This window comes from Flavobacteriales bacterium (assembly GCA_016699575.1).
GTDB lineage: Bacteria > Bacteroidota > Bacteroidia > Flavobacteriales_F > PHOS-HE28 > PHOS-HE28.
In genome coordinates this window covers 1,720,992-1,741,156 of sequence record CP064979.1, presented here as the reverse complement: position 1 = coordinate 1,741,156, position 20,165 = coordinate 1,720,992, and the positions used below count along the sequence as shown (strand labels likewise).

At 60.8% G+C, this 20,165-nt stretch carries 14 protein-coding genes and 1 tRNA gene; 11 read left to right on the top strand and 4 right to left on the bottom strand.

Going from position 1 to position 20,165, the window contains the following annotated elements; genetic code table 11:
• Window positions 1–33: 33 nt before the first annotated feature.
• From IPJ76_07195 to IPJ76_07180, 4 genes are all read left to right on the top strand, one after another.
• Entirely contained in the window at window positions 34–3,117 is a 3,084-nt protein-coding gene (locus IPJ76_07195; GenBank protein QQR87991.1) for a histidine kinase, read from the top strand.
• A gap of 148 nt (window positions 3,118–3,265) precedes the next feature.
• Window positions 3,266–4,015 carry a response regulator gene (locus IPJ76_07190; GenBank protein QQR87990.1) on the top strand — a complete coding sequence of 250 codons (750 nt, stop codon included), beginning with the start codon at window positions 3,266–3,268 and terminating at the stop codon, window positions 4,013–4,015.
• A 138-nt stretch (window positions 4,016–4,153) separates the two neighbouring features.
• A complete protein-coding gene (locus tag IPJ76_07185; protein ID QQR87989.1) occupies window positions 4,154–6,298 on the top strand; it encodes a hypothetical protein in 2,145 nt (714 codons plus the stop codon).
• Between the two features lie 30 nt (window positions 6,299–6,328).
• Window positions 6,329–7,855 carry a T9SS type A sorting domain-containing protein gene (locus IPJ76_07180; protein ID QQR87988.1) on the top strand — a complete coding sequence of 509 codons (1,527 nt, stop codon included), beginning with the start codon at window positions 6,329–6,331 and terminating at the stop codon, window positions 7,853–7,855.
• A gap of 4 nt (window positions 7,856–7,859) precedes the next feature.
• On the opposite strand, the gene IPJ76_07175 is transcribed toward IPJ76_07180, so the two are convergent.
• Window positions 7,860–8,744 carry a fructosamine kinase family protein gene (locus IPJ76_07175; GenBank protein QQR87987.1) on the bottom strand — a complete coding sequence of 295 codons (885 nt, stop codon included), beginning with the start codon at window positions 8,742–8,744 and terminating at the stop codon, window positions 7,860–7,862.
• A gap of 73 nt (window positions 8,745–8,817) precedes the next feature.
• Here IPJ76_07175 and IPJ76_07170 point away from each other — a divergent pair.
• Window positions 8,818–8,891: transfer RNA gene (locus tag IPJ76_07170), tRNA-Ala, on the top strand.
• Between the two features lie 1,190 nt (window positions 8,892–10,081).
• On the opposite strand, the gene IPJ76_07165 is transcribed toward IPJ76_07170, so the two are convergent.
• On the bottom strand, window positions 10,082–10,945 hold the full coding sequence (locus IPJ76_07165; GenBank protein ID QQR87986.1) for a hypothetical protein: 864 nt from the start codon (window positions 10,943–10,945) through the stop codon (window positions 10,082–10,084).
• 3 nt (window positions 10,946–10,948) lie between these two features.
• Window positions 10,949–12,358, bottom strand: a complete 1,410-nt coding sequence (locus tag IPJ76_07160; GenBank protein QQR87985.1) for an MBOAT family protein — start codon at window positions 12,356–12,358, stop codon at window positions 10,949–10,951.
• A 148-nt stretch (window positions 12,359–12,506) separates the two neighbouring features.
• Between IPJ76_07160 and IPJ76_07155 the strand changes: the two genes are divergently transcribed.
• From IPJ76_07155 to IPJ76_07130, 6 genes are all read left to right on the top strand, one after another.
• Complete coding sequence (locus IPJ76_07155) at window positions 12,507–13,559, top strand: hypothetical protein (protein ID QQR87984.1); 1,053 nt, start codon at window positions 12,507–12,509, stop codon at window positions 13,557–13,559.
• Between the two features lie 49 nt (window positions 13,560–13,608).
• Complete coding sequence (locus IPJ76_07150; GenBank protein QQR87983.1) at window positions 13,609–14,139, top strand: 3-hydroxyanthranilate 3,4-dioxygenase; 531 nt, start codon at window positions 13,609–13,611, stop codon at window positions 14,137–14,139.
• An 8-nt stretch (window positions 14,140–14,147) separates the two neighbouring features.
• Entirely contained in the window at window positions 14,148–15,164 is a 1,017-nt protein-coding gene (locus tag IPJ76_07145; GenBank protein QQR87982.1) for an amidohydrolase, read from the top strand.
• A 26-nt stretch (window positions 15,165–15,190) separates the two neighbouring features.
• Entirely contained in the window at window positions 15,191–15,391 is a 201-nt protein-coding gene (locus tag IPJ76_07140) for a hypothetical protein (GenBank protein ID QQR87981.1), read from the top strand.
• Window positions 15,379–15,708 (top strand): type II toxin-antitoxin system RelE/ParE family toxin, encoded by a 330-nt coding sequence (locus tag IPJ76_07135; GenBank protein ID QQR87980.1) that lies wholly within the window; start codon window positions 15,379–15,381, stop codon window positions 15,706–15,708. The genes IPJ76_07140 and IPJ76_07135 overlap by 13 nt, the downstream gene beginning before the upstream one ends.
• A gap of 206 nt (window positions 15,709–15,914) precedes the next feature.
• Entirely contained in the window at window positions 15,915–16,226 is a 312-nt protein-coding gene (locus IPJ76_07130; protein ID QQR87979.1) for a hypothetical protein, read from the top strand.
• Window positions 16,227–16,229: 3 nt separating this feature from the next.
• Here the strand turns inward: IPJ76_07130 and IPJ76_07125 are convergent, their stop codons facing one another.
• Complete coding sequence (locus tag IPJ76_07125) at window positions 16,230–20,165, bottom strand: gliding motility-associated C-terminal domain-containing protein (protein ID QQR87978.1); 3,936 nt, start codon at window positions 20,163–20,165, stop codon at window positions 16,230–16,232.

The following is a 20,165-nucleotide window of genomic DNA, read 5'->3' as shown; positions in this document are numbered from 1 at the left end:
GCCCGTATCCACGTACCTTCCCATCTTTCGGCCATGCGCTCTGCCGCGGCACTCTCGCTTTTGCTGGCTTGGTCGGCAACGGCGCAGCGCACGCCACCCCGCATCACCTTCGACCTCATCGGGGTGAACGACGGGCTGCCGCACGCCATCGTGGAGTGTTTCATGGTGGACAAGAGCGGCATACTATGGGTGGGCATGCAGCAAGGGCTGGCTGTGTACGACGGCTCTGCCTTCACTCCGGTGGACCTGGCCGATGATGGTGCGCCGATAAGTGTGCGTGCCTTGACGCAGGACTCCGAAGGCATCATCTGGGTGGCGGCCGAGCAAGGCCCGGTGCGTGTTGATCCGGTGACCCGCAGGGCTGAACTGCTCCCGTACCCTGATTCGCTGAAGCAAGGGGTCGAAACACTTTGGTCGCATGCAGTGGCAGCAACCGCTCCAGGCGAGGTGTTGTTCGGCACGCACAAGGGCACGTTCTTCATCGATGATCGAACGCGCGCTTTCAAAGGACTGCGCCATGCCGATGGGTCGCATGTACGCACGTACTGGAAAGACTTCCAGGAAGACAGCGCTCGCAACGGTGTGTGGATAAGCACGCACGATCGTGGGCTTGTGTTCTACGACAAGCGCGCGAGGAGGCTGCTCGAGCAAGCTCGCGACCCTTCCTTCTCCCCGTTGCTCGGCACCAACGCAGTGAGCCTCTGCCCTGATGGCCGTGGCGGCTTGTGGTGCAGCGACCGCACCACGGGTCAACTTTGGAATTGGGATGGGCACTCCAAGCGGATCCGCACATGGGACCATGTTCCCGGTCGGCCCGATGTGAAGGTATCCCGCACATGGACCTTGGTCCGCGACGGTCGTGGTCGTATTTGGGGGGCCGCATCCAGGTCGGGAGCGTTCATGTTCGACCCCAACGACAGTTCGGCAGTGATCTTCCCCACCAACGCGCCTACCGGTGGATTGCCGCGCGGATCGGTGAACGACCTGTACGAGAGCGCGAACGGGGAGATCTGGATAGCCAATTACATGGGTATCGCCATCCACGACCCAGCACAGCCCCAGCCGCGCATGTTCGACCTCGTGGATCGCAAGCTGTCACCCAGCGCCCCGCGTATCTGGGCCATGGAATTCGCGGGCGATAGTGCGCTGTGGTGTGCCATGGGGGAATTCGGCCTGGTGCACGTTGACCTGCATGGGGATGAGGTCAGAAGCGTGCCGCTTGGTGATCTCGGGCTGAAGGACTCCTTCGTTTGGGACGTGTTGCCCCATGATGGCAAATTGCTCGTGGCCTGTGCGAGCGATCTACTGGAACTCGATGTGAAGAAGATGAAGTGGAGGAAGATCCATGTGGTTGACGAGACCGGGGCACCACCGCTTCCTGACCGTCGATGGCTGGCGAGCGGTGCGGACGGGTCCATCTGGATGGGTCTTTGGCCCATGCGGATGGTGAACGTGGATCCTCGGACCGGCCGCTGCACGTCCCACGTGCCGGATAGCACTCGTGAAGGCGCGTTGCGCTACGACAACGTGTATGGCGCCGTAAGCATGAAGGATGGACGGACATGGGTGTGCGGCAACTTGCATGGACTCGCTTACCATGATGCGGGAACGAGTGAGTGGGTGGACCTGAAGGCCGACGTGACGGAGCGGCGGTTGCGTGTGGGGCGAGTGGTCGGCATGACTGCTTCCTCCGACAGCGTGCTTTGGCTCGCCTCCGATGGGGCCGGCTTGATCCGGTACGATATCCCGACCGGCATCTACACGCACTACGATCATCGGCATGGTATCACGGAGCTGGGACTTTACTCGGTGGTGGTGGATGGTCGAGGGCGCATCTGGACCGATTCCGACGAACGCATTTTCTCCTTCAATCCCGTGACCGAGCATGCCATGGTGGTGGATCCGAACAGCAGCACCGGCGGTGATGCCGCCAAATGGACCTTGGCCATTTCCAGCACAGGCCTGTTCGCCATGAACATCGGGCGCGAGTTAGCCGTGTTCGATGCCGATGCAGTGGTGAGCGAACGTGTGCCACCGGCTCCATTGCTTACACGGATCCTGGTGGATGGAACGGCGGTGGCCGTGGGTGCGGAAGGGGGGATCAAAGTGCCTCATGACCACACCCAACTTGAAGTCCGCTTTGGCGCCATGCTCCCACCGGGCAGCATCGTGGCCTACGCCATGCGCGCTCCAGGGGAGGAATGGAGCGCATACAACGAGGGCCGGGTGACCCTGCGCGGCCTTCAGCCCGGCGAACATGCGTTCGAGTTCCGCCTCAAGAGCAAGGAAGGCTCGTGGGGGCCGGCGGCCAAGTTGCTGGTGAAGATCCCGCCGCCGTGGTGGCAAACGCTTTGGGCACGGATCCTCTTCGCAGTGCTGCTCGCAACCGGCATCGTGCTCGTCTTCCGCGCACGCCTCAACTGGGTGCGCAAACGTGAACGCGCGCAAGAGGAACAGGAGCGCCATGTGAACGAATTGAAGCTGCAGGCCCTGCGCGCGCAGATGGACCCCCACTTCGTGTTCAATTGCCTCAATAGCATCGACAGCTTCATCATCGCCAACGACCGCGAACAGGCCTCGCACTACCTCGGTCGTTTTGCCAAGCTGATCCGCTTGATCCTGCAGCACAGCGACAGCACGCGCGTGCCCTTGGAGCGCGAAGTGGAAATGCTGCGGTATTACCTGGAGTTGGAGGCACTTCGCTTCAAGTACCCCTTCACCTTCGCGGTTACCATTGATGATGAACTCGAAGGCGAGCCGGTTGAACTGCCCACGATGCTCGTTCAGCCTTACATCGAGAACGCGATCTGGCACGGCTTGCGGCACAAGGAATCATCCGGCCACATCGCTGTCGATTTCAAACTGCACGATGACCAGCTGGAGTGCACGGTTGAAGACAATGGAATCGGTCGTGCGGCCTCACGCGCCATCAACCAGCAGCGCAGCGGCGTGCACCGCAGCATGGGCATGCGGGTGAGCGCCGATCGCCTGCGCATCTACGGCGAACTGGAGCAGGGCGCCTCGCGTGTGACCATCACCGACCTGATGGATGCTGATGGAATTGCGCAAGGGACACGTGTGGTGATCATGATCCCGATACTTGCTCACTCGGAATAGGCATGAAGAAGAAGCTCGAACGGAGGCACGGGGACACGGATGAATGCGCTTGCCAATGTTCTCTTCTCCGTGGCTCCGTGCCTCCGTGTGCGGTGTACTTCCCCGCGTCCCCCGCGCCTCCGCGTGAGGCACATCAATCTCCCCACCCATGATCCGCGCACTCATCATCGACGACGAGAAACCCGCTCGTGACAAGCTGCTCATGCTGGTGCAGCAATACTTCGCCGACCGCATTGAAGTGCTCGCGCAATGCGAGGATGGCGCACAGGCCGTGACCGCCATCGCACAGCACCGCCCCGACCTGCTCTTCCTCGATGTGGAAATGCCCAAGCTCACCGGCTTCGATGTGCTGCGCAAGTCGGACCTCAACGGCATCGAAGTGATCTTCACCACGGCGCACGACCACTATGCCATCAAGGCCATCAAGTTCGCGGCGGTCGACTACCTGCTCAAGCCGATCGACATCGATCAATTGCGGGAGGCCGTGGACCGTGTGCAGACCAAGCGCGGGCTCAGCGGCAACCTGGAGCGCATGGACCGTATGCTGGAGGACGTGAAGAGCGGCATCACTCCGGACCGCATGAGCGTGCCCACGCTCAACGGATTCCAATTGGTGAAAGTGGAAGAGATCGTGTGGTGCGAAGCCGTGAACTACTACACCGTGCTGCACATGGTCGGCAACCAGCAGATCGCCATCACGCGCAGCCTGAAGGAGATCGAAGAGACGCTCGACGGCCCAGATTTCATCCGCATCCACCGCAGCCACACCATCAACCTGAAGCATCTGGCGAAGTATATCAAGGGCAGCGGAGGGCAAGTGGTGATGAGCGACGGCAAGACCCTGGACGTGGCACGCTTGCGCAAGGACGAGCTGCTGGCGCGGATCGGGAGCCGGTAGAGCCGATCGGGGCCGGCTTGTGCGAGGCCTTCCCCACCCACCCTCTACCGTTCACAGCCACGGATCGCCACTCACTGACTGTGACTTTCGCACCCCTCAGGCGCAGGGGACTTTTGGCCCGTCAAACACGACAAGGCCATGAAAACCAATGCCCGCCGCCGCTTCCTCGGTTTCTCCCGCAAGGATCTCTTCGAACTCTTCGTTTGCATCGCCCTTGCGGGCTTGTTCGTGCTATTGAGCAGCGGCACTGCCTTCGGACAAGGCAACGTTGGCATCAACAACCCCACGCCGCACGCCAAGTCGCTGCTCGACCTCACCAGCTCGGACAAGGGCCTGCTCACCCCGCGCCTCTCAGCTGCCCAGCGAACGGCCATGTTCCCCGCGCCGGACGCCACGGGCAAGGGCATGCTGGTATACCAGACCGATGGCACCCAGGGGTTCTACTACTACGATGGTGCCGCTTGGGTGATGCTCCAGAGCAGTGGTTCGGGCTGGGGCCTCACCGGCAATGCAGGCACGAACCCGACCACCAGCTTCCTGGGTACTACCGATGCGCAGCCCTTGGCCCTGCGCACGAACAACCAGGAGCATCTGACGGTGGCGGTGAACGGCAACGTGGGCATCGGCTACAACGCGCCCAACTTCAAGCTGGACGTGCTTGGCTCCATGCCGAACGGCCTGATGGCGGCCTTGCGCAATTTGGATGCTACTGGCTCGAGCACCATGTACACTTTCAACCATTCGGCTTCCGCGCACGCCATCTTCGGCATGCAGAACCCAACGGGCCTCGGCATAGCAGGCACAGGTACGGCCAACCCGTTCGCTCTGCTAACGAACAACTTTGAGCGCATGCGCATCGATGCTGCCGGCAACGTGGGCATCGGCACGACCGCGCCTGCACGTTTGTTGGAAGTGGCCTCGGCAACCCAGGGCGTGCAGCGCATCAGCTCTGCGAACGCGGTGAACGGTTCGGTCTTGGAGCTGAGCAACTCAACGGCCGGGAACAACAACCTGGGTGCGATCAACTTCCTGGAGGGCAACGTGGCCAATGGCCAACTCGGATACCATAAGACCGATGGCATGACCTTCCGAACCTTCAGTATCGAGCGTATGCGCATCGATGTGAACGGCAACGTAGGTGTTGGCACAACCACACCCGCGAGCAGGTTGCATGTGAGCAGGGGTGCCGCCGGATATGCGCCGAATGCGAACAGCGGCATCACCCTGGAGCATAGCGGCAACGTTTACACGAATGTGATCTCGGCCACCGGAGAGACCGGTGTGCTCTTCGGCTCAGCCGCCAATGCCGCGCATGGCGGTGTACTGTACCATAGCACCACCGGCATGGTCCTGCGCACGGGCGGCAACCTCGAGCGCATGCGCATCGATGCGACCGGCAACGTGGGCATCGGAACGAACGCCCCTTCGGTGAAACTGGAAGTGGTGGATGCCGTGGGCCTCATCCCCATGCGTGTGCGCAACACCTTGAACACGGGGTATTCCGTTACGCAGTATTACAACCTGAACAGCACCGCTTGGGGCCACATCGGTATGGTGAACCCTGGTGCGGTCAACCACGCTGGCAATTTTATTGTCGGCACGGCAAGTTCCACGCCCGTCTCGTTCACAACGGCCGATGCCGAGCGCATGCGTATCGACCCATTAGGCAACGTGGGCATCGGCACAAGCGCCCCATCGGCGAAGCTGCATGTGCATTCCGCAACGGAGGCCATGGTGCGCCTCACCTCGCTGAGCACCGCGAACGGAAGCGTGCTATCGTTGAACAACACCACGGCCGGAGCGAATTTCCTGGGCGCAATCAACTTCGATGATGCGGGCGGCACCCCCGGGCAACTTGCTTACCATTCCACCGACGGTATGTTCTTCAGGTCCAACAACGCCGAGCGCATGCGCATCGCCGCGAACGGCAATGTGGGCATCGGCACCACCGCACCCACCAGCGCTTTGGAAGTGAACGGCTTCACCAAGCATGGTAGTAACGCTCCGGCCATCAAGCAGGTCGAATTCTCCGGCACCACCGCAGCCACTGAAGGTGCTTTCGTGGATGTGGCGCACGGCCTCACCGCGAGCAAGATCATCGATGTGCGCGTGCTCATCGAGTACACGGCCGGCAATTGGATCACCACCGGGTACACCATCAACCCCGAGTATCTGGCGGACTATGTGATCGGTGCGACGAACATCCGTTTGTACAACCACAACGGCAGCAGCGGCAGCATCCTCGGCAAGCCGATGAAGATCCTGGTGACCTACAAGGCCTGATCGCAACGCGTACCCGCAACACGGACCACCATGCGCTTCATCAAGTACATCCTCCTCTTGCTGCTTCCGATCGGCGCGCACGCCCAGCTGCTCACCAACAACGGCGCGGTACTCTCCGTCGCCACCGGTTCAGTGATCGTGGTGAACGGCGATGTGCTTAACCAAGGAGCCTCCGGCATGTTGGATAACAACGGCATCCTCATCCTCAGCGGCGACTTCACGCACAATGCACCGAACAACTGCTTCGGTAACAGCGCAGGCGAAGTGGGCTTGAACGGCGGGGCACAGACCATCGGCGGCAGCAGCGTGGCGGTGTTCAACTACCTGGAACTCGCGGGCACGGGTACCAAAACCTTGTTACAGGATGTGGAAGTGGGCGGAGCCTATGCCGCACCGGCCGGTGGCCTCTTCGTGAACGCACAGAACCTGGATCTCGGTACGCACCAGCTCACCGTGCGCAACGCCGACCCCACCGCCATCACGCGCAGCACGGGCTTCATCGTGAGCGAGACGGATCCCAATGCGGGGTACTCGTGGGTGCGTTGGAACATCGGGGCAAACACGGGCAACTACACCATTCCCTTCGGCAGTGCGGCGACGAACGCGTTCTTGCCCTTCACCGCCAACATCACGGGGGCCGGTACGGGAGCAACGGGCCACCTGCGCATGGCCACCTATCCGACCATCACCCTGGCATTGCCCAACAACCGCCCACTTCCGGCGGGCATGCCGGCGCTGATCGATGTGACCGGGGCGGAGAACGCGCCCAACGTGCTGGACCGTTGGTGGATCATGGAAGCAGGTGACTACGCCACTGCTCCCGTGGCCTCGGTGGGCTTCACCTATCGCGACAGCGAGTGGAGCACGGGCACGAACATGATCGTGGAGGCGGGCCTGCAACTGGAGCGGCAGCAAGGCACGTGGTCGATGCTGCCCACGGTGCTGAACACGGGCGCGAACACATTGACCGCTTCCGGTGTGCCACTGAGCACCTCCATCTGGACGGCGGCGGAGATCGGTTCGCCGCTGCCCGTTGAGCTGCTTTCGTTCACGGGCGAACGGGTGAACGAGCGGGAGGTGATGCTCACGTGGTCAACGGCCACCGAGCACAACAACGCGGGCTTCGAGATGTGGCGGATGATCGAGGGGGAGGAGGAGTTCAGCAACGTTGCGTGGGTGGAAGGTGCCGGTGAAAGTCAGGCAGTGATCAACTATGCCCTGCCCGATGACAACACCACCAGCCGCATGAGCTATTACAAGCTCAAGCAAGTGGATCACGATGGACATTTCGCATGGAGCGCGGTTGTCGCCGTGGATGGATCGGTTGTTGGCAATGACCTGGTGGTCTATCCGAACCCGGCGCGTGATCGTGCGGCGCTGTCCGGTTTGCCTGGCAACGTTGTTCGCATCAGCATGATGGATGCCGCTGGCCGCTTCGTTCGTGCATGGAGCAACACGACTGAACTGGACAACTTGGACGGGTTCGAGCGCGGGGTGTACACCGTCGTTGTGGAGGGTCCCGAAGACGTGAAGACCTTGCGCTTGGTGTTGGAATGACCGTTCAGGTAAATCGGTGAAGGATGGTTTCCACTTGGCCCAAGTACGATCCGCCAAAGAGGTTCACGTGCACCAGCAAGGGATAGAGGTTCCAAACATCAAGGCGCTCCTGCCAACCTTTCTCCAAGGGCCGTTCAGTGTTGTAGGCAGCGTAGAAGGCATCGTCGGATCCACCGAACAACCTTGTCATGGCGATGTCCATTTCCCGATGGCCGTAGTACACCGCCGGGTCGATGAGCACGGGCCGTTCTGATGCATCGCACAGGAAGTTGCCGCTCCACAGGTCGCCATGGATCAGAGCGGGCGGTTCTTCGGGACAGAGATCGGGCAGTTTCGTGCACAAGCGCTCGAACCGCAGAACATCGCTATCGCCCAAGCGCTTGCGGTCGCGCGCCATCATCACCTGTGGTTCCAAGCGGTGGGCAATGAAGAACTCCGGCCATGTTGCGCAGGGCGTGTTCACCTGCTTCAGTGTGCCGATGTAGTTGTTCCGCTCCAGTCCGAACGAAGGCGCGGTGTTCTTGTGCAGCTGCGCCAACGAACGCCCGAATGCTTCCCAGAACGCAGTGGACTTGGGCCCGCCATCGATGTGTTCCAACAGCAGGTAACTGTCATCGTGGTCTTCTCCAACGGCGATCACCGTGGGTACACGGACCGCCCCGGTGGAACCCAACCTGCGCAGCCCGTCCGCCTCCGCCTCGAACATGCTGGGGTGCTGATCGGCCGCGTTCACCTTCACGAAAAAGCGTCCGGCATCGGTGTCCAACCGGTAGCAGTCATTGATGCTCCCACCACCCAGGGGCACTTCGCGTTCAATGTCCACGGCATGGCCGGTATGGTGCGCCAGGTCTTCGCACAGCCGTTCGATAAGGGAACCGGAGAGTGGCATGTGACAAAGGTGCTCCAGTTCCGGCGGATCATGCTAAACTTGCGCTCCCGTTCCAAAAACGGGTTGGCATTCTGGGGAATTAGCTCAGCTGGCTAGAGCGCTTGCATGGCATGCAAGAGGTCACCGGTTCGACTCCGGTATTCTCCACAGCAGGGGCTGTCTCAATATGAGGCAGCCCTTTCCTTTTTTTGTCGGACACATTTAGATGCGCTGTCCTGGGATACGCACAACCTCGTTGGCCGCATTTACAGGTTGTACGGCCCCTCCCTTTTACAATGGCTTGGCTGGAGCGTCCCGCACCACGTGCGGGAAGGTCACCGGTTCGACTCCGGTATTCTCCACAGCAGGGGCTGTCTCAATATGAGGCAGCCCTTTCCTTTTTTTGTCGGACACATTTAGATGCGCTGTCCTGGGATACGCACAACCTCGTTGGCCGCATTTACAGGTTGTACGGCCCCTCCCTTTTACAATGGCTTGGCTGGAGCGTCCCGCACCACGTGCGGGAAGGTCACCGGTTCGACTCCGGTATTCTCCACAGCAGGGGCTGTCTCAATATGAGGCAGCCCTTTCCTTTTTTTGTCGGACACATTTAGATGCGCTGTCCTGGGATACGCACAACCTCGTTGGCCGCATTTACAGGTTGTACGGCCCCTCCCTTTTACAATGGCTTGGCTGGAGCGTCCCGCACCACGTGCGGGAAGGTCACCGGTTCGACTCCGGTATTCTCCACAGCAGGGGCTGTCTCAATATGAGGCAGCCCTTTCCTTTTAGTCGGACACATTTAGATGCGCTGTCCTGGGATACGCACAACCTCGTTGGCCGCATTTACAGGTTGTACGGCCCCTCCCTTTTACAATGGCTTGGCTGGAGCGTCCCGCACCACGTGCGGGAAGGTCACCGGTTCGACTCCGGTATTCTCCACAGCAGGGGCTATCTCAATATGAGGCAGCCCTTTCCTTTTTTATCGGACACATTTAGATGCGCTGTCCTGGGATACGCACAACCTCGTTGGCCGCATTTACAGGTTGTACGGCCCCTCCCTTTTACAATGGCTTGGCTGGAGCGTCCCGCACCACGTGCGGGAAGGTCACCGGTTCGACTCCGGTATTCTCCACAGCAGGGGCTATCTCAATATGAGGCAGCCCTTTCCTTTTTTATCGGACACATTTAGATGCGCTGTCCTGGGATACGCACAACCTCGTTGGCCGCATTTACAGGTTGTACGGCCCCTCCCTTTTACAATGGCTTGGCTGGAGCGTCCCGCACCACGTGCGGGAAGGTCACCGGTTCGACTCCGGTATTCTCCACAAGAAGGGCGGCTGATAAGGCCGCCCTTTTCATTGTAACGCGCCTTCCGTCATCCGCCGGAAGTCGCCGCTCCAGCGGGCGGCGCTCTCCTTGCGCAGATGCAGGCCGTCGGTGGTGATGTAGCCCTTGGCCATATCAGGCTGCACGTAGGCATTCCCGGGGAAGTGCTTTGCGATGAGTGCCCGTGATGCCTCGGCGAGGGGCATTTCCATCAGGCGCGTATCGAGGGGCATTTCGAAGAACACCACGTGCGTGCCGTGCCGCTCCAGTTCGGCCACCGAAGAGGCCAAGCGCTCCAGGTGCTGCTGAACGGTGTCTTCCCCGGGGATGCGCTTGTAGTGCTCCAACTGCTCATCGAGCATGAAGCGCCCGGCCACTTCCGTGTTGCCGTCCAGCTCGGTGCTGGCGGCTCCGTCCGCACCCACTTGTTCTTTGGCGCGCTGTTTCACCCAACCGAAGAGCCAGCCACTGGGCTGGTTCTTCTCGCGGAGCATCGGCACCTTCTCCCGCGCGGCCATCATCACCGGGTCGCTCACCTTGTCCATGAATCCTTGGTCGTACTTGCGGAAGAGGATGTTGGCCTCCACGAACACGCGCTTCGGCCAGCGTCCGCTTTTGCTGATGAGGTCCAATCCTTCCTGCAAGCTCAGTCCGCCCACGGCCAGGTTATAGGTGCCAGATGGCAAGCTGTCGGACACCATGCGGAAGGCCAGCGAGCTGCCCACGATCACATCGTTCGGTGCGGCGCCTTCACCATAGAGATAGCCTTCGGCCTTGATGCGGTTGCTGCCCTGCAGGTGCTGGCCGGTATCGTACGTCACGGGCATCCACTTCAACAGTGCCGCGTACGCTGCCACCAGCACACCGAACGTGATGAACATGCGTTTGAACATGGCCTAGAACTGGAAGTAGATGAAGGCCCCGCCACTGCCGCTGTTCACGAGCAGGAGGAAGATCATGATGCCGTACGCATACGGTTGCCAACGCGCGCGCCGCGCCGCAGCCTTGGCTTCGTTCCCGTAGTGGAACAGGTGGTAGCACACCACCGGTATGCTCAGCAGGCCGATGAAGAACAGGACGAGCGGCTGCAGGTCGGCCCCGCTCCAATTGCCGGCCAACGACTGCATGTACGCGATCACGTGATCGAACTCCGGCAGCTTGAACAGCAGCCACGCCAGCGTTACGCAGATGAAGATGAACAGCGTGCTCAGCAGCTTCGGCACCTTGAACGGTCCGCCGAACTTGTCCTGCAGCAGGCGTTCCACCGCCAGCATGCCGCCGTGCCAAGCACCCCAGATGGCGTAGCTCCATGCGGCGCCGTGCCACAGGCCGCCGAGCACCATGGTGGACATCAGGTTGATGTAGGTGCGCACCGGTCCTTTGCGGTTGCCGCCCAACGGTATGTACAGGTATTCCTTCAGGAAGCTGCTGAGACTGATGTGCCAGCGCTTCCAGAACTCGCTGAAGCTGCGCGAGAGGTAGGGAAAGTTGAAGTTCGTCATCAGCGTGTAGCCGAACAGATGGCCCAGACCGATGGCGATGAGCGAGTAGCCCGCGAAGTCGGCGAAGATCTGCATGCTGTACCCGAACAGCAGGGCCAGCAACGTGATGGACGAGAGTCCCTTGAAGTAGGGATACGTGAGCCAGAAGGTCTGCTCGCTGAGGTTATCGGCGATGACCATCTTCAGGAAATAACCCACAACCAACGCGCCCACGGCTCTTTCCCAGTCGATGCGCGTGAAGTACTTGGTGGCGATCTGCGGCATGAAGTCGTGCGCCTTCACCACAGGGCCTGCAACGAGCTGCGCGAAGAAGGCGATGAAGGTGGTAGTGCGCAGCGCATGCCGGTACATCCCCTGCGCCACGATGCTCCGGTAGGCCGCTACGTCCTTGCTCCTGTACGCGTCGATCACGAGGCTGATCCCTTGGAACGTGAAGAAGCTGATCCCAACGGGAAGGGGTATCGACACCAGGAACTGGCCCACCCCATGGCCCGTATCGAAGAACGATCGGCCGACCAGTGGACTGTATTTGAAGACGGCCAGCACCAGCAGGTTCAACACCACTCCCAGCGTACTGTACAGTTTCCGTCGCCCGGGATCGCCGAACACCACTGCATGGCTTGCCCATATGTTGATGCCAATGGAAAACACCAGAAGGGCAAGGAGCCAAGGTGCGCTGTACGCGTAGAAGATGAAGCTGCCCATGACGATGAGGTGCAGCTGCCAGCGGTGCAGCAGCGGCAGGTAGTACAGCACGAACGTGGGCACCAGAAGGCAGAGGAAGTCGAGGCTGTTGAAGAGCATGGGGCCGTGGGTCTACCTGCCGCAGGCAAGGGGCGAAGTACGGTCCGGTACGGGCTGTCACATGGCTTGGTCGATGCACTGGACCAACATGGGAGTGTTATTCCGCGGCTATGGTTATCCTTGTGACCCTTCGGAAAAGACCTCCCACATGAGAACACTTCTGCTCTTCGTCGCCCTATTGACCGTGCTTCTTGCAGCGGCCCAACCGCCCAACGATGAATGTTCGGCTGCGACCGTTCTGCCCGTGAACCAGTTGGGCCAATGCCCGGGTGCCGGGTGGGCGGGCAACACCGTGGATGCTACCCAGAGCGGGATCCCCGCGTGCAGCAGCACCACCACGGGTTTCAAAGACATCTGGTATGCTTTCAACAGCGGCGCCAACGTGGAGATCCTGGTTGATGTCACGTTCTTCACGATCGACGAATGGGGTATTGAAGTCCTTGATGGTTGCGGCGGTAATACGCTCTTTTGCGATAGTGCCACGAACGCCCAGTATGTCGTGCCGGTTTCCACGGCCACGGACTATCTCATCCGCTTCTTCACGAACACGGATATCGGGAGCGGTGGTCTGTTCACCATCTGCTTGAGCGGCGATGGCACGGTCCCTGTTTGTGATGGGGGTGATGTAACGACGGACCAGGGCTTTCCTTCCGTCACGATCTGCGCCGACGGCATACCTGATGTGATCGGGTTCGGCAGCACGTCCACCTCGGCGGAACAATACACGTTCATCCTGACACATCTCGGAGGGCGGATCATCGGCGAGGTGACCGGGGTGATCGATTTCGATACGATGGCGGTGGATCTCTACACTGTGTACGGGATCAGCCACAACGGCGCCCTGGTGGGCGTTGCACCCATGGAGGACATCCTCAACGTTACCAGTACCGGGCAATGCCTTGAAGTAAGCACTACGGGCGCCGATGTTGATGTGCAGCTCTGCATGGGGCTTCCGGAACATGACCAGGATCAATGGGGCATTCCCCGCGTGCAGGAGGACAGGATATGGTTGGTCGCCCCCTCGGACATCGGCGCAGCCACCGTTGGCGTTTGGGATGCGAGCGGCCGGGTGGTGGCGCAGGAGCGCTTGGCGTTCAGTGCAGGTTCTCCAGTGGCTATCGCTACCGGCGGGCAGCACGGCGTTTTCCGCGTGCTGGTGCAGTGGCCGGAGGGGCGCAAGGTCTTCTCCGTTGTCCTGTAACCGGTCGGTTGGGCTTTAGGCGGCCTATTTTGGCCGTCCATTCAACAGCATGCCCATCCGCCGTCCCTTCAACCTTAAGCAGTGGATCGCTGACAACCGCGATCTGCTGAAGCCGCCCGTCGGCAACAAGAACCTGTACGTGGAGGCCGGCGACTACATCGTGATGATCGTGGGCGGCCCCAACGCGCGCAAGGACTACCACTGGAACGAGACCGAGGAGCTCTTCTACCAGATCGAGGGCGATATTGAGGTCGGTATCCAAGAGGACGGCAAGGCGGTGACGATCCCCATCAAGGAAGGGGAGATGTTCCTGCTGCCAGGTCGCACGCCTCACCAGCCGCGCCGCGGGCCGAACACCGTGGGACTGGTCATTGAAGTGAAGCGCGACGACCGCGAGATGCTCGATGGTCTCCAGTGGTACTGCGAGCAGTGCAACAACCTGTTGCACGAATACAAGTTCGTGCTGCACAACATCGAGAAGGATTTCCTGCCCCGCTTCCGTGAGTTCTACGGCAGCGTGGAGCACCGCACCTGCAAAAAGTGCGGGCATGTGATGGAGACGGACCCGCGCTTCGTTTGATCCGCGCAATGGCCGAGTTCCTCACGATAGACATCCACACGCATATCCTGCCGGAGCACATCCCCGATTTCGGGAGCCGCTTCGGGTACCGGGGCTTCATCCATCTTGACCATCACCGGCCGGGCTGCGCGCGGATGATGATGGACGATAAGTTCTTCCGCGAGGTGCAGGCCAATTGCTGGGATCCAGTTGTGCGCATCGGTGAGGCAGACGCGCAGCGTGTGCACGTGCAAGTGCTGAGCACCGTGCCCGTGATGTTCAGCTACTGGGCCAAGCCGCACGACACCCTTGCGCTGAGCGGGTTCCTCAACGACCACATCGCGGGCATCGTGCACAAGTACCCGAAGCGCTTCGTGGGCTTGGGCACCTTGCCCATGCAAGCACCCGACCTCGCCATCAAGGAGCTCGAGCGTTGCAAGAAGATCGGTCTTGAAGGCATCCAGGTGGGCACGCACATCGAAGGTGTGAACCTCGGTGAGCCGCGCTTGCTGCAGATCTTCCAAGCGATGGAGGAACTGGGCATGGCGCTCTTCGTGCACCCGTGGGACATGATGGGGAAGGAGCGCATGGACAAGTATTGGCTGCCTTGGTTGGTGGGCATGCCGGCGGAAACGGCGCTCGCCATCAGCAGCATGATCTTCAGCGGACTGTTCGAGAAATGCCCGAAGCTGCGTGTGGCCTTCGCGCACGGCGGTGGTTCGTTCCCCGCCACGTTGGGTCGCATCCAGCACGGCTTCGAGGTGCGCCCCGACCTGTGCGCCGTGGACAACAACGTGGCGCCCACCAACTACCTCGGCCGCTTCTGGCTCGACTCGCTCGTGCACGATCCGCGCATGCTGGAGATCGTTGCCGACATGTTCGGCGCCAACCGCATCGCCATGGGCACCGACTATCCCTTCCCGCTCGGCGAACTGGAGCCCGGCGCGCTCATCCGCAGCATGCCATGGAGCGATGAAAAGAAGGAAATGTGCTTGAGCGGAGCAGCACTGGAGTGGTTGGCGGCGGGGAGGGAGAGGTTCGTGTAGCGTGCGTCGGGTGCTATTTTCGTCGCATGCGGAAACCAGTTGACCTCCTCGACAAGAAGAAAGTCCTGCGGTCCATCAAGGAACTTCCCGACCGGTTCAGCGTGGATGACGTGGTGGATCGGATGATCATCCTGGAAAAGATGGAGCGGGCCTTGGCCGACAGCGCTGCCGGGCGCACGCTCACCTTGGCTGAGGCGAAGAAGCGCCATGGCAAATGGCTCAAGTAAGGTTTACGGCGCAGGCTATCCGCGACATCGAGGAGATCCGCGCCTACATCGCACAGGACTCCGTTCGGTATGCCGACCGCCAGGTGCGGTTGTTCTACAACGAAGCGGAACGCCTAACCACGGTGACAACGCCGGGCCGAATGGTTCCGGAGATCGGAATGTTCGCCGTACGCGAGTCGATCATCGGCAACTACCGGATGATGTACCGTCTGCTCGATCCCGACATCGTTGAAGTGCTGCTCATCCACCATGGGCGAAGACGGTTCCCTTTCGGTAGGCTGATGCCAGGGGGCGTGCGCAGGTCGCGCGGTAGGTGAGTCGGAGCGGACCGACCTTTGAACTGCTGCTCCGCAGCGCTGTGATGGAGTGGCTGGCAATGGTGGGGGAGCAGTTGGTTCAGGCGTGCCTGGTGTCCGAGGTGCCCGCTATTTTCGAACTTGGTGCGGGCTGAACTGGCCTGACAACCGAACTCCTCATGAGTCCAATCCGAAAGCCCAAGCTCTATCGCGAATTCATAGACGAAATGGTACGCGATAGCCTTCAAGGACAGGGTCAAATCGGACCTGATCGCGTCCGAAGCGGGGTCTGGAATTCGAATGCCAATCCGGACTTCATCCCTGAACAGCATGAGATCAATCTACTGTTAGGCCGTCTGAGCATTTCGGATCGCGAGATCATTGCCCGAATGCTCGCAGACGAGTTCGTGGGCGGTGTTTTTGAGACGCTGAAGGCACTGGAGACTTTTGGTATCGATCCGTTCAACGAGGGATATGAAGGTAGCGCATACAATGACTTCATAGGACGGCTGGATGATTGGGAATGGCCTGAGCCGTGAGCTCTACCTCACCAGGTTCACGTGCCCGATCAGCTTGTGCTTCTCACCGCTGAGCTCGCTGTACTCCAGCTTCCACACGTAGGTATCGATGGGCGATTGTACGCCGCTGTACGTACCGTTCCATCCTTCGCGGATGTGATTGCCCTCCCAGATCTGCTCGCCCCAGCGGTTGAAGACCATCAGCTTGAAGTCGTCGATCTCCAGCCCGAAAGCATAGAAGTTGTCGTTCACGCCATCACCGTCGGGCGTGAAGGTGTTGGGCACGTAGAGCGAGCCGTCCACGATCACCAGCACTTGGTCGATGGCCTTGCAGCCATTGGAGTCGGTGAGCGCGATGGTGTAGAGCGTCGTCGTTTCGGGGTTCACCCACGGATCGAAACAATCCGTGCAGCCCATCATGAAGGCATCGGGCGTCCACAGCACAACCCCTTCGCCTGTGCCGTTCAGCTGCGTCACATCACCGAAGTCGATCGTCACATCGTTGCCCGCCGACACCCACGGCATGGGGAAGAGGTCGACAAAGGCATAGGCGGTATCGGTGCAACCCGCAGGACCGGTCACCACCACTTGGTAAGTGGTAGGCGACGGGGGCGTTGCATCGGTGGTTGCTGAAGAAGGCGAGCTGAGCGAACCAGCCGGTGTCCATGCGTACGTGCTGCCGCCGGTGGCAAAGAGCGTCACCGTTTCGCCGGGGCAGATGATGGTATCAGGCCACGCGTCGGCCACTACGATCACGATGTCCACGAAGGCGCTATCGAGCACCGTGCCGCACGCATTGCTGAAGGCGCACACGTAGTACATCGGTGCGGGCGGCGTCACGAAGGGATCCGGCACATTGAGCGTGGTGATGCCCGGATCAGGCTGCCACACGTAGCTATCAGCACCGCTCGCTTGCAGTTGCACGGGGTTGTTCGGACAGGTCGCTGTGTCGTTGAGCACCGGCACGGGCAATGATGTTTGCACGAACACCGTGGTGGTGTCCTGGATCACACAACCGCCCGGCGTGGTGATGGTAACGATGTAGTCGGTGGTGTCCGACGGTGTGGCGATGGGGTCCTGTGCGGTGGTGTTGTTCAACGTGGCACCGGGCGACCATTGGTAGCTGCCGCCGCCGGTTGCGCTCAGCTGCGCGCTGCCACCGATGCAGATCAACGTATCGGGGCCCGCTCCACCGGCAGGCAAACTGATGTCCACCACCACGCTGGCCGTGTCGGTGCCGCACTGGTTCGTCACGCTTACCACATAAGTAGTCGTGGTGTTCGGGCTGGCCCATGGATCGGCGATAGTCGCATTGCTCAGGTCAGCGGCCGGGTTCCAGCTGTACGTGCCACCGCCGTGCGCCTGCAGTTGCACGCTGTCGCCCACGCATATCGAAGGCGCTGGATCAACTGACGCGACCGGTGGCGCCAGGACTTCCACCGTGAGGAAAGCCGTGTCGCTGGGGATGCACAGCGTGGTGTCGCTCAGGATCATCATCACCGTGAACGTGCCGGTATCGGCGTACACATGGAACGGCTCGAAGTCGATGCTGAACGTACCATCGCCGAACGACCAGTCGTACTCGGTGCCGCCCACGCTGTTGTTGTTGAACGACACCGTATCGCCCAGGCAGATCTGGTTGGGGCCGTTGATGCTGATGACCGCGAACACCTGGCTGAGGTTGAACTTGAAAACGCCCAGATTGCAGTTGAAACTGTTGTTCGTGTTGCTCCACGCGCCCGGGGTCGTTGGGAAGTCGCTGTTGCCGCCGCACCCTGCACACACCGCCTGGTACACGTTGCCCTTCTTATCGAAACGGCTCGTGCCACCGTCCACGTGCTCGGCACTAGTCATGCCGCCGAAGAAGGTGGCGTAGTTGAGCGCGATCGCTTCAGGCTCCAGCACCATGAGGTAGAAATCGCTGCCGTTGGTGCCGGACTGGAAACAGCCTGGCGTGGTGGGCAATCCGGTGGTGGTGCTGGCCGGGTTGCCCGCGTTGCTGTTGGTGGTGCCGCCCCAGCCGCTGAAGTAGATCTGCCCGCAGTCGCTCACCAGGAAGGCGCTCGGCGCGATGTCCTCATTGCCGTTGCCGTTGCCGACTCGCGTGCTCCACAGCGACGCGTTCAGGTCGTGCGACAGCTTGTGGATGAACTGCGAGCTGCCGGGGTTGCTGTACTTCCCCGGGGTGATCGGATACGCACCGTGCGTCTGGCCCACCACGAACACTTCATCCGCCAGGTTCAACTGCACGAAATACGTCTGGTCGTAGTTGCTCGTGCCGAGGTAGGTGCCGCTCAAGCGAGCGGTTCCACTGGCGTTGTAGCGCACCACGTAACCATCGCAGGTGCCGCTGAACGTGCTGATGAACGGCGAACCGCCCAGGGGCAGGTTGCTGCTGTTGGTACCACCGGTGCAGAACGTTTGCCCGTTGCTGTCGAACTGCACGCCGAACCCGCTGTCGTCCAACGAACCACCGTGGTAAGTGCCCCACATCAACGTCGTCAGCGCCGGGTTGAAGCGGCAGAAATAAGCGTCCTGCTGACCGCCGGATGCGGCTTGCGGCGCGCCGGGGGTCGTGGGGATGTTGGTACTCTCGGTGCTGGTGGCCACCACGGGATTTCCGTTCAGGTCCAGTGCGATCTCCCCGCGGAACGCATCACCGTAGTTGTGCGCCAGCGGCACGGTGTTGTTCAGCGCATCGTTCATCGACCCACCGATGTAGGTGGAGCCGATCAGTGATGTCGCATCGGCACTGAAGTGGGCCACATAGCCGTCCACGCCGTTCATGTGGAAGTAGCCGTAACCGCCGAGCATGCCCGCCCAGCCGGTTCCGAAGTTGTCGATGGCCGTGCCGCCATCAAAGCTGTTGTCGAAGCAGCCCGGCGTAACGGCGAAGTCGCTGCTGCCGGTGCTGCCGAACACGAAGAGCTCGTCGTTGGCGTTCACCACCATACTGTGCGGGCTCTCATTGCCGTCGCTGCCGCCCAGGTAGGTGCTCCAGATCAAGCTGGTGCCATCGGGGGCCCACTTGCTGATGCCCACATCGATGCTATTGCCATTGAACGATGCATCCAGCACGCCCAACGTGGTAGGGTAGCCCACGCCGAACACGATGCCACCGCCGTACAGGTGCTCACTCTCATCGTAGGTGGCAGTGAACCCGAAGTTGTCTGCTGTGCTGCCGCTGTAGCTGCCGAAGGTGATGTTGGGGTCGATGAGAAGAGGCGAAGAATCGTCGTAGTCGTCATCGAGGTCGAAGCCCAGGATGTTCCCTTTCAGTAAGTACGAACTACCCACCTCACGGCGAGTGACCTTGCACGCTAACTCATCGGCGCCTTTGTGGTAGAGATCCCCGCAGGAAATCATGCCAACCTGAAAGGCAATTGGGGCGTCTTCCTGAACGGTGCCTGCGCTTGTGCGGACGATCAGGTTACCGCCGGACAATGAAAGGCCATCCTGACCCTCATACCGCATCTTGATCCTTCGGGGATCCGCGTCGGCGTCAACCAACAGATCATACTTCAACCCCTTGCTGCCATCAATGCGCAGGTCGATGCCCGGGTAGATCCCCTTCACCCATACCTCGCCGTACACCGCGCACCCCGTTCCCCATTTCGCCGGGTCGTTGCCCAGGAAGTAGTTCTCGTAGTGCGCCTGCTTCACCTTGCCTTCGCCCACACCACCACGACTTCCCTCGAAGGTGACACGGTACGCGTGGGCCTTTCTCGGTTCCGGGACTTCACCCGCATGATCATGTCCGTGGTGCAGGTGCTCGCCACCCTTTGTCAGCACGTAGGTCATGGCATTGCGCTCCACGAAGAGCGCCCCGCCGGGGATCATCGCCCGGTACAGCACCTGCCCAGGCCATTGTCCCTTGTTCTCCGTGAAGCGCACCACCGGTCCTTGGGCCATGGCGCCCAAGAGGCTGAACAGGATGGTTATGGAGAAAAAAGCGCGCAC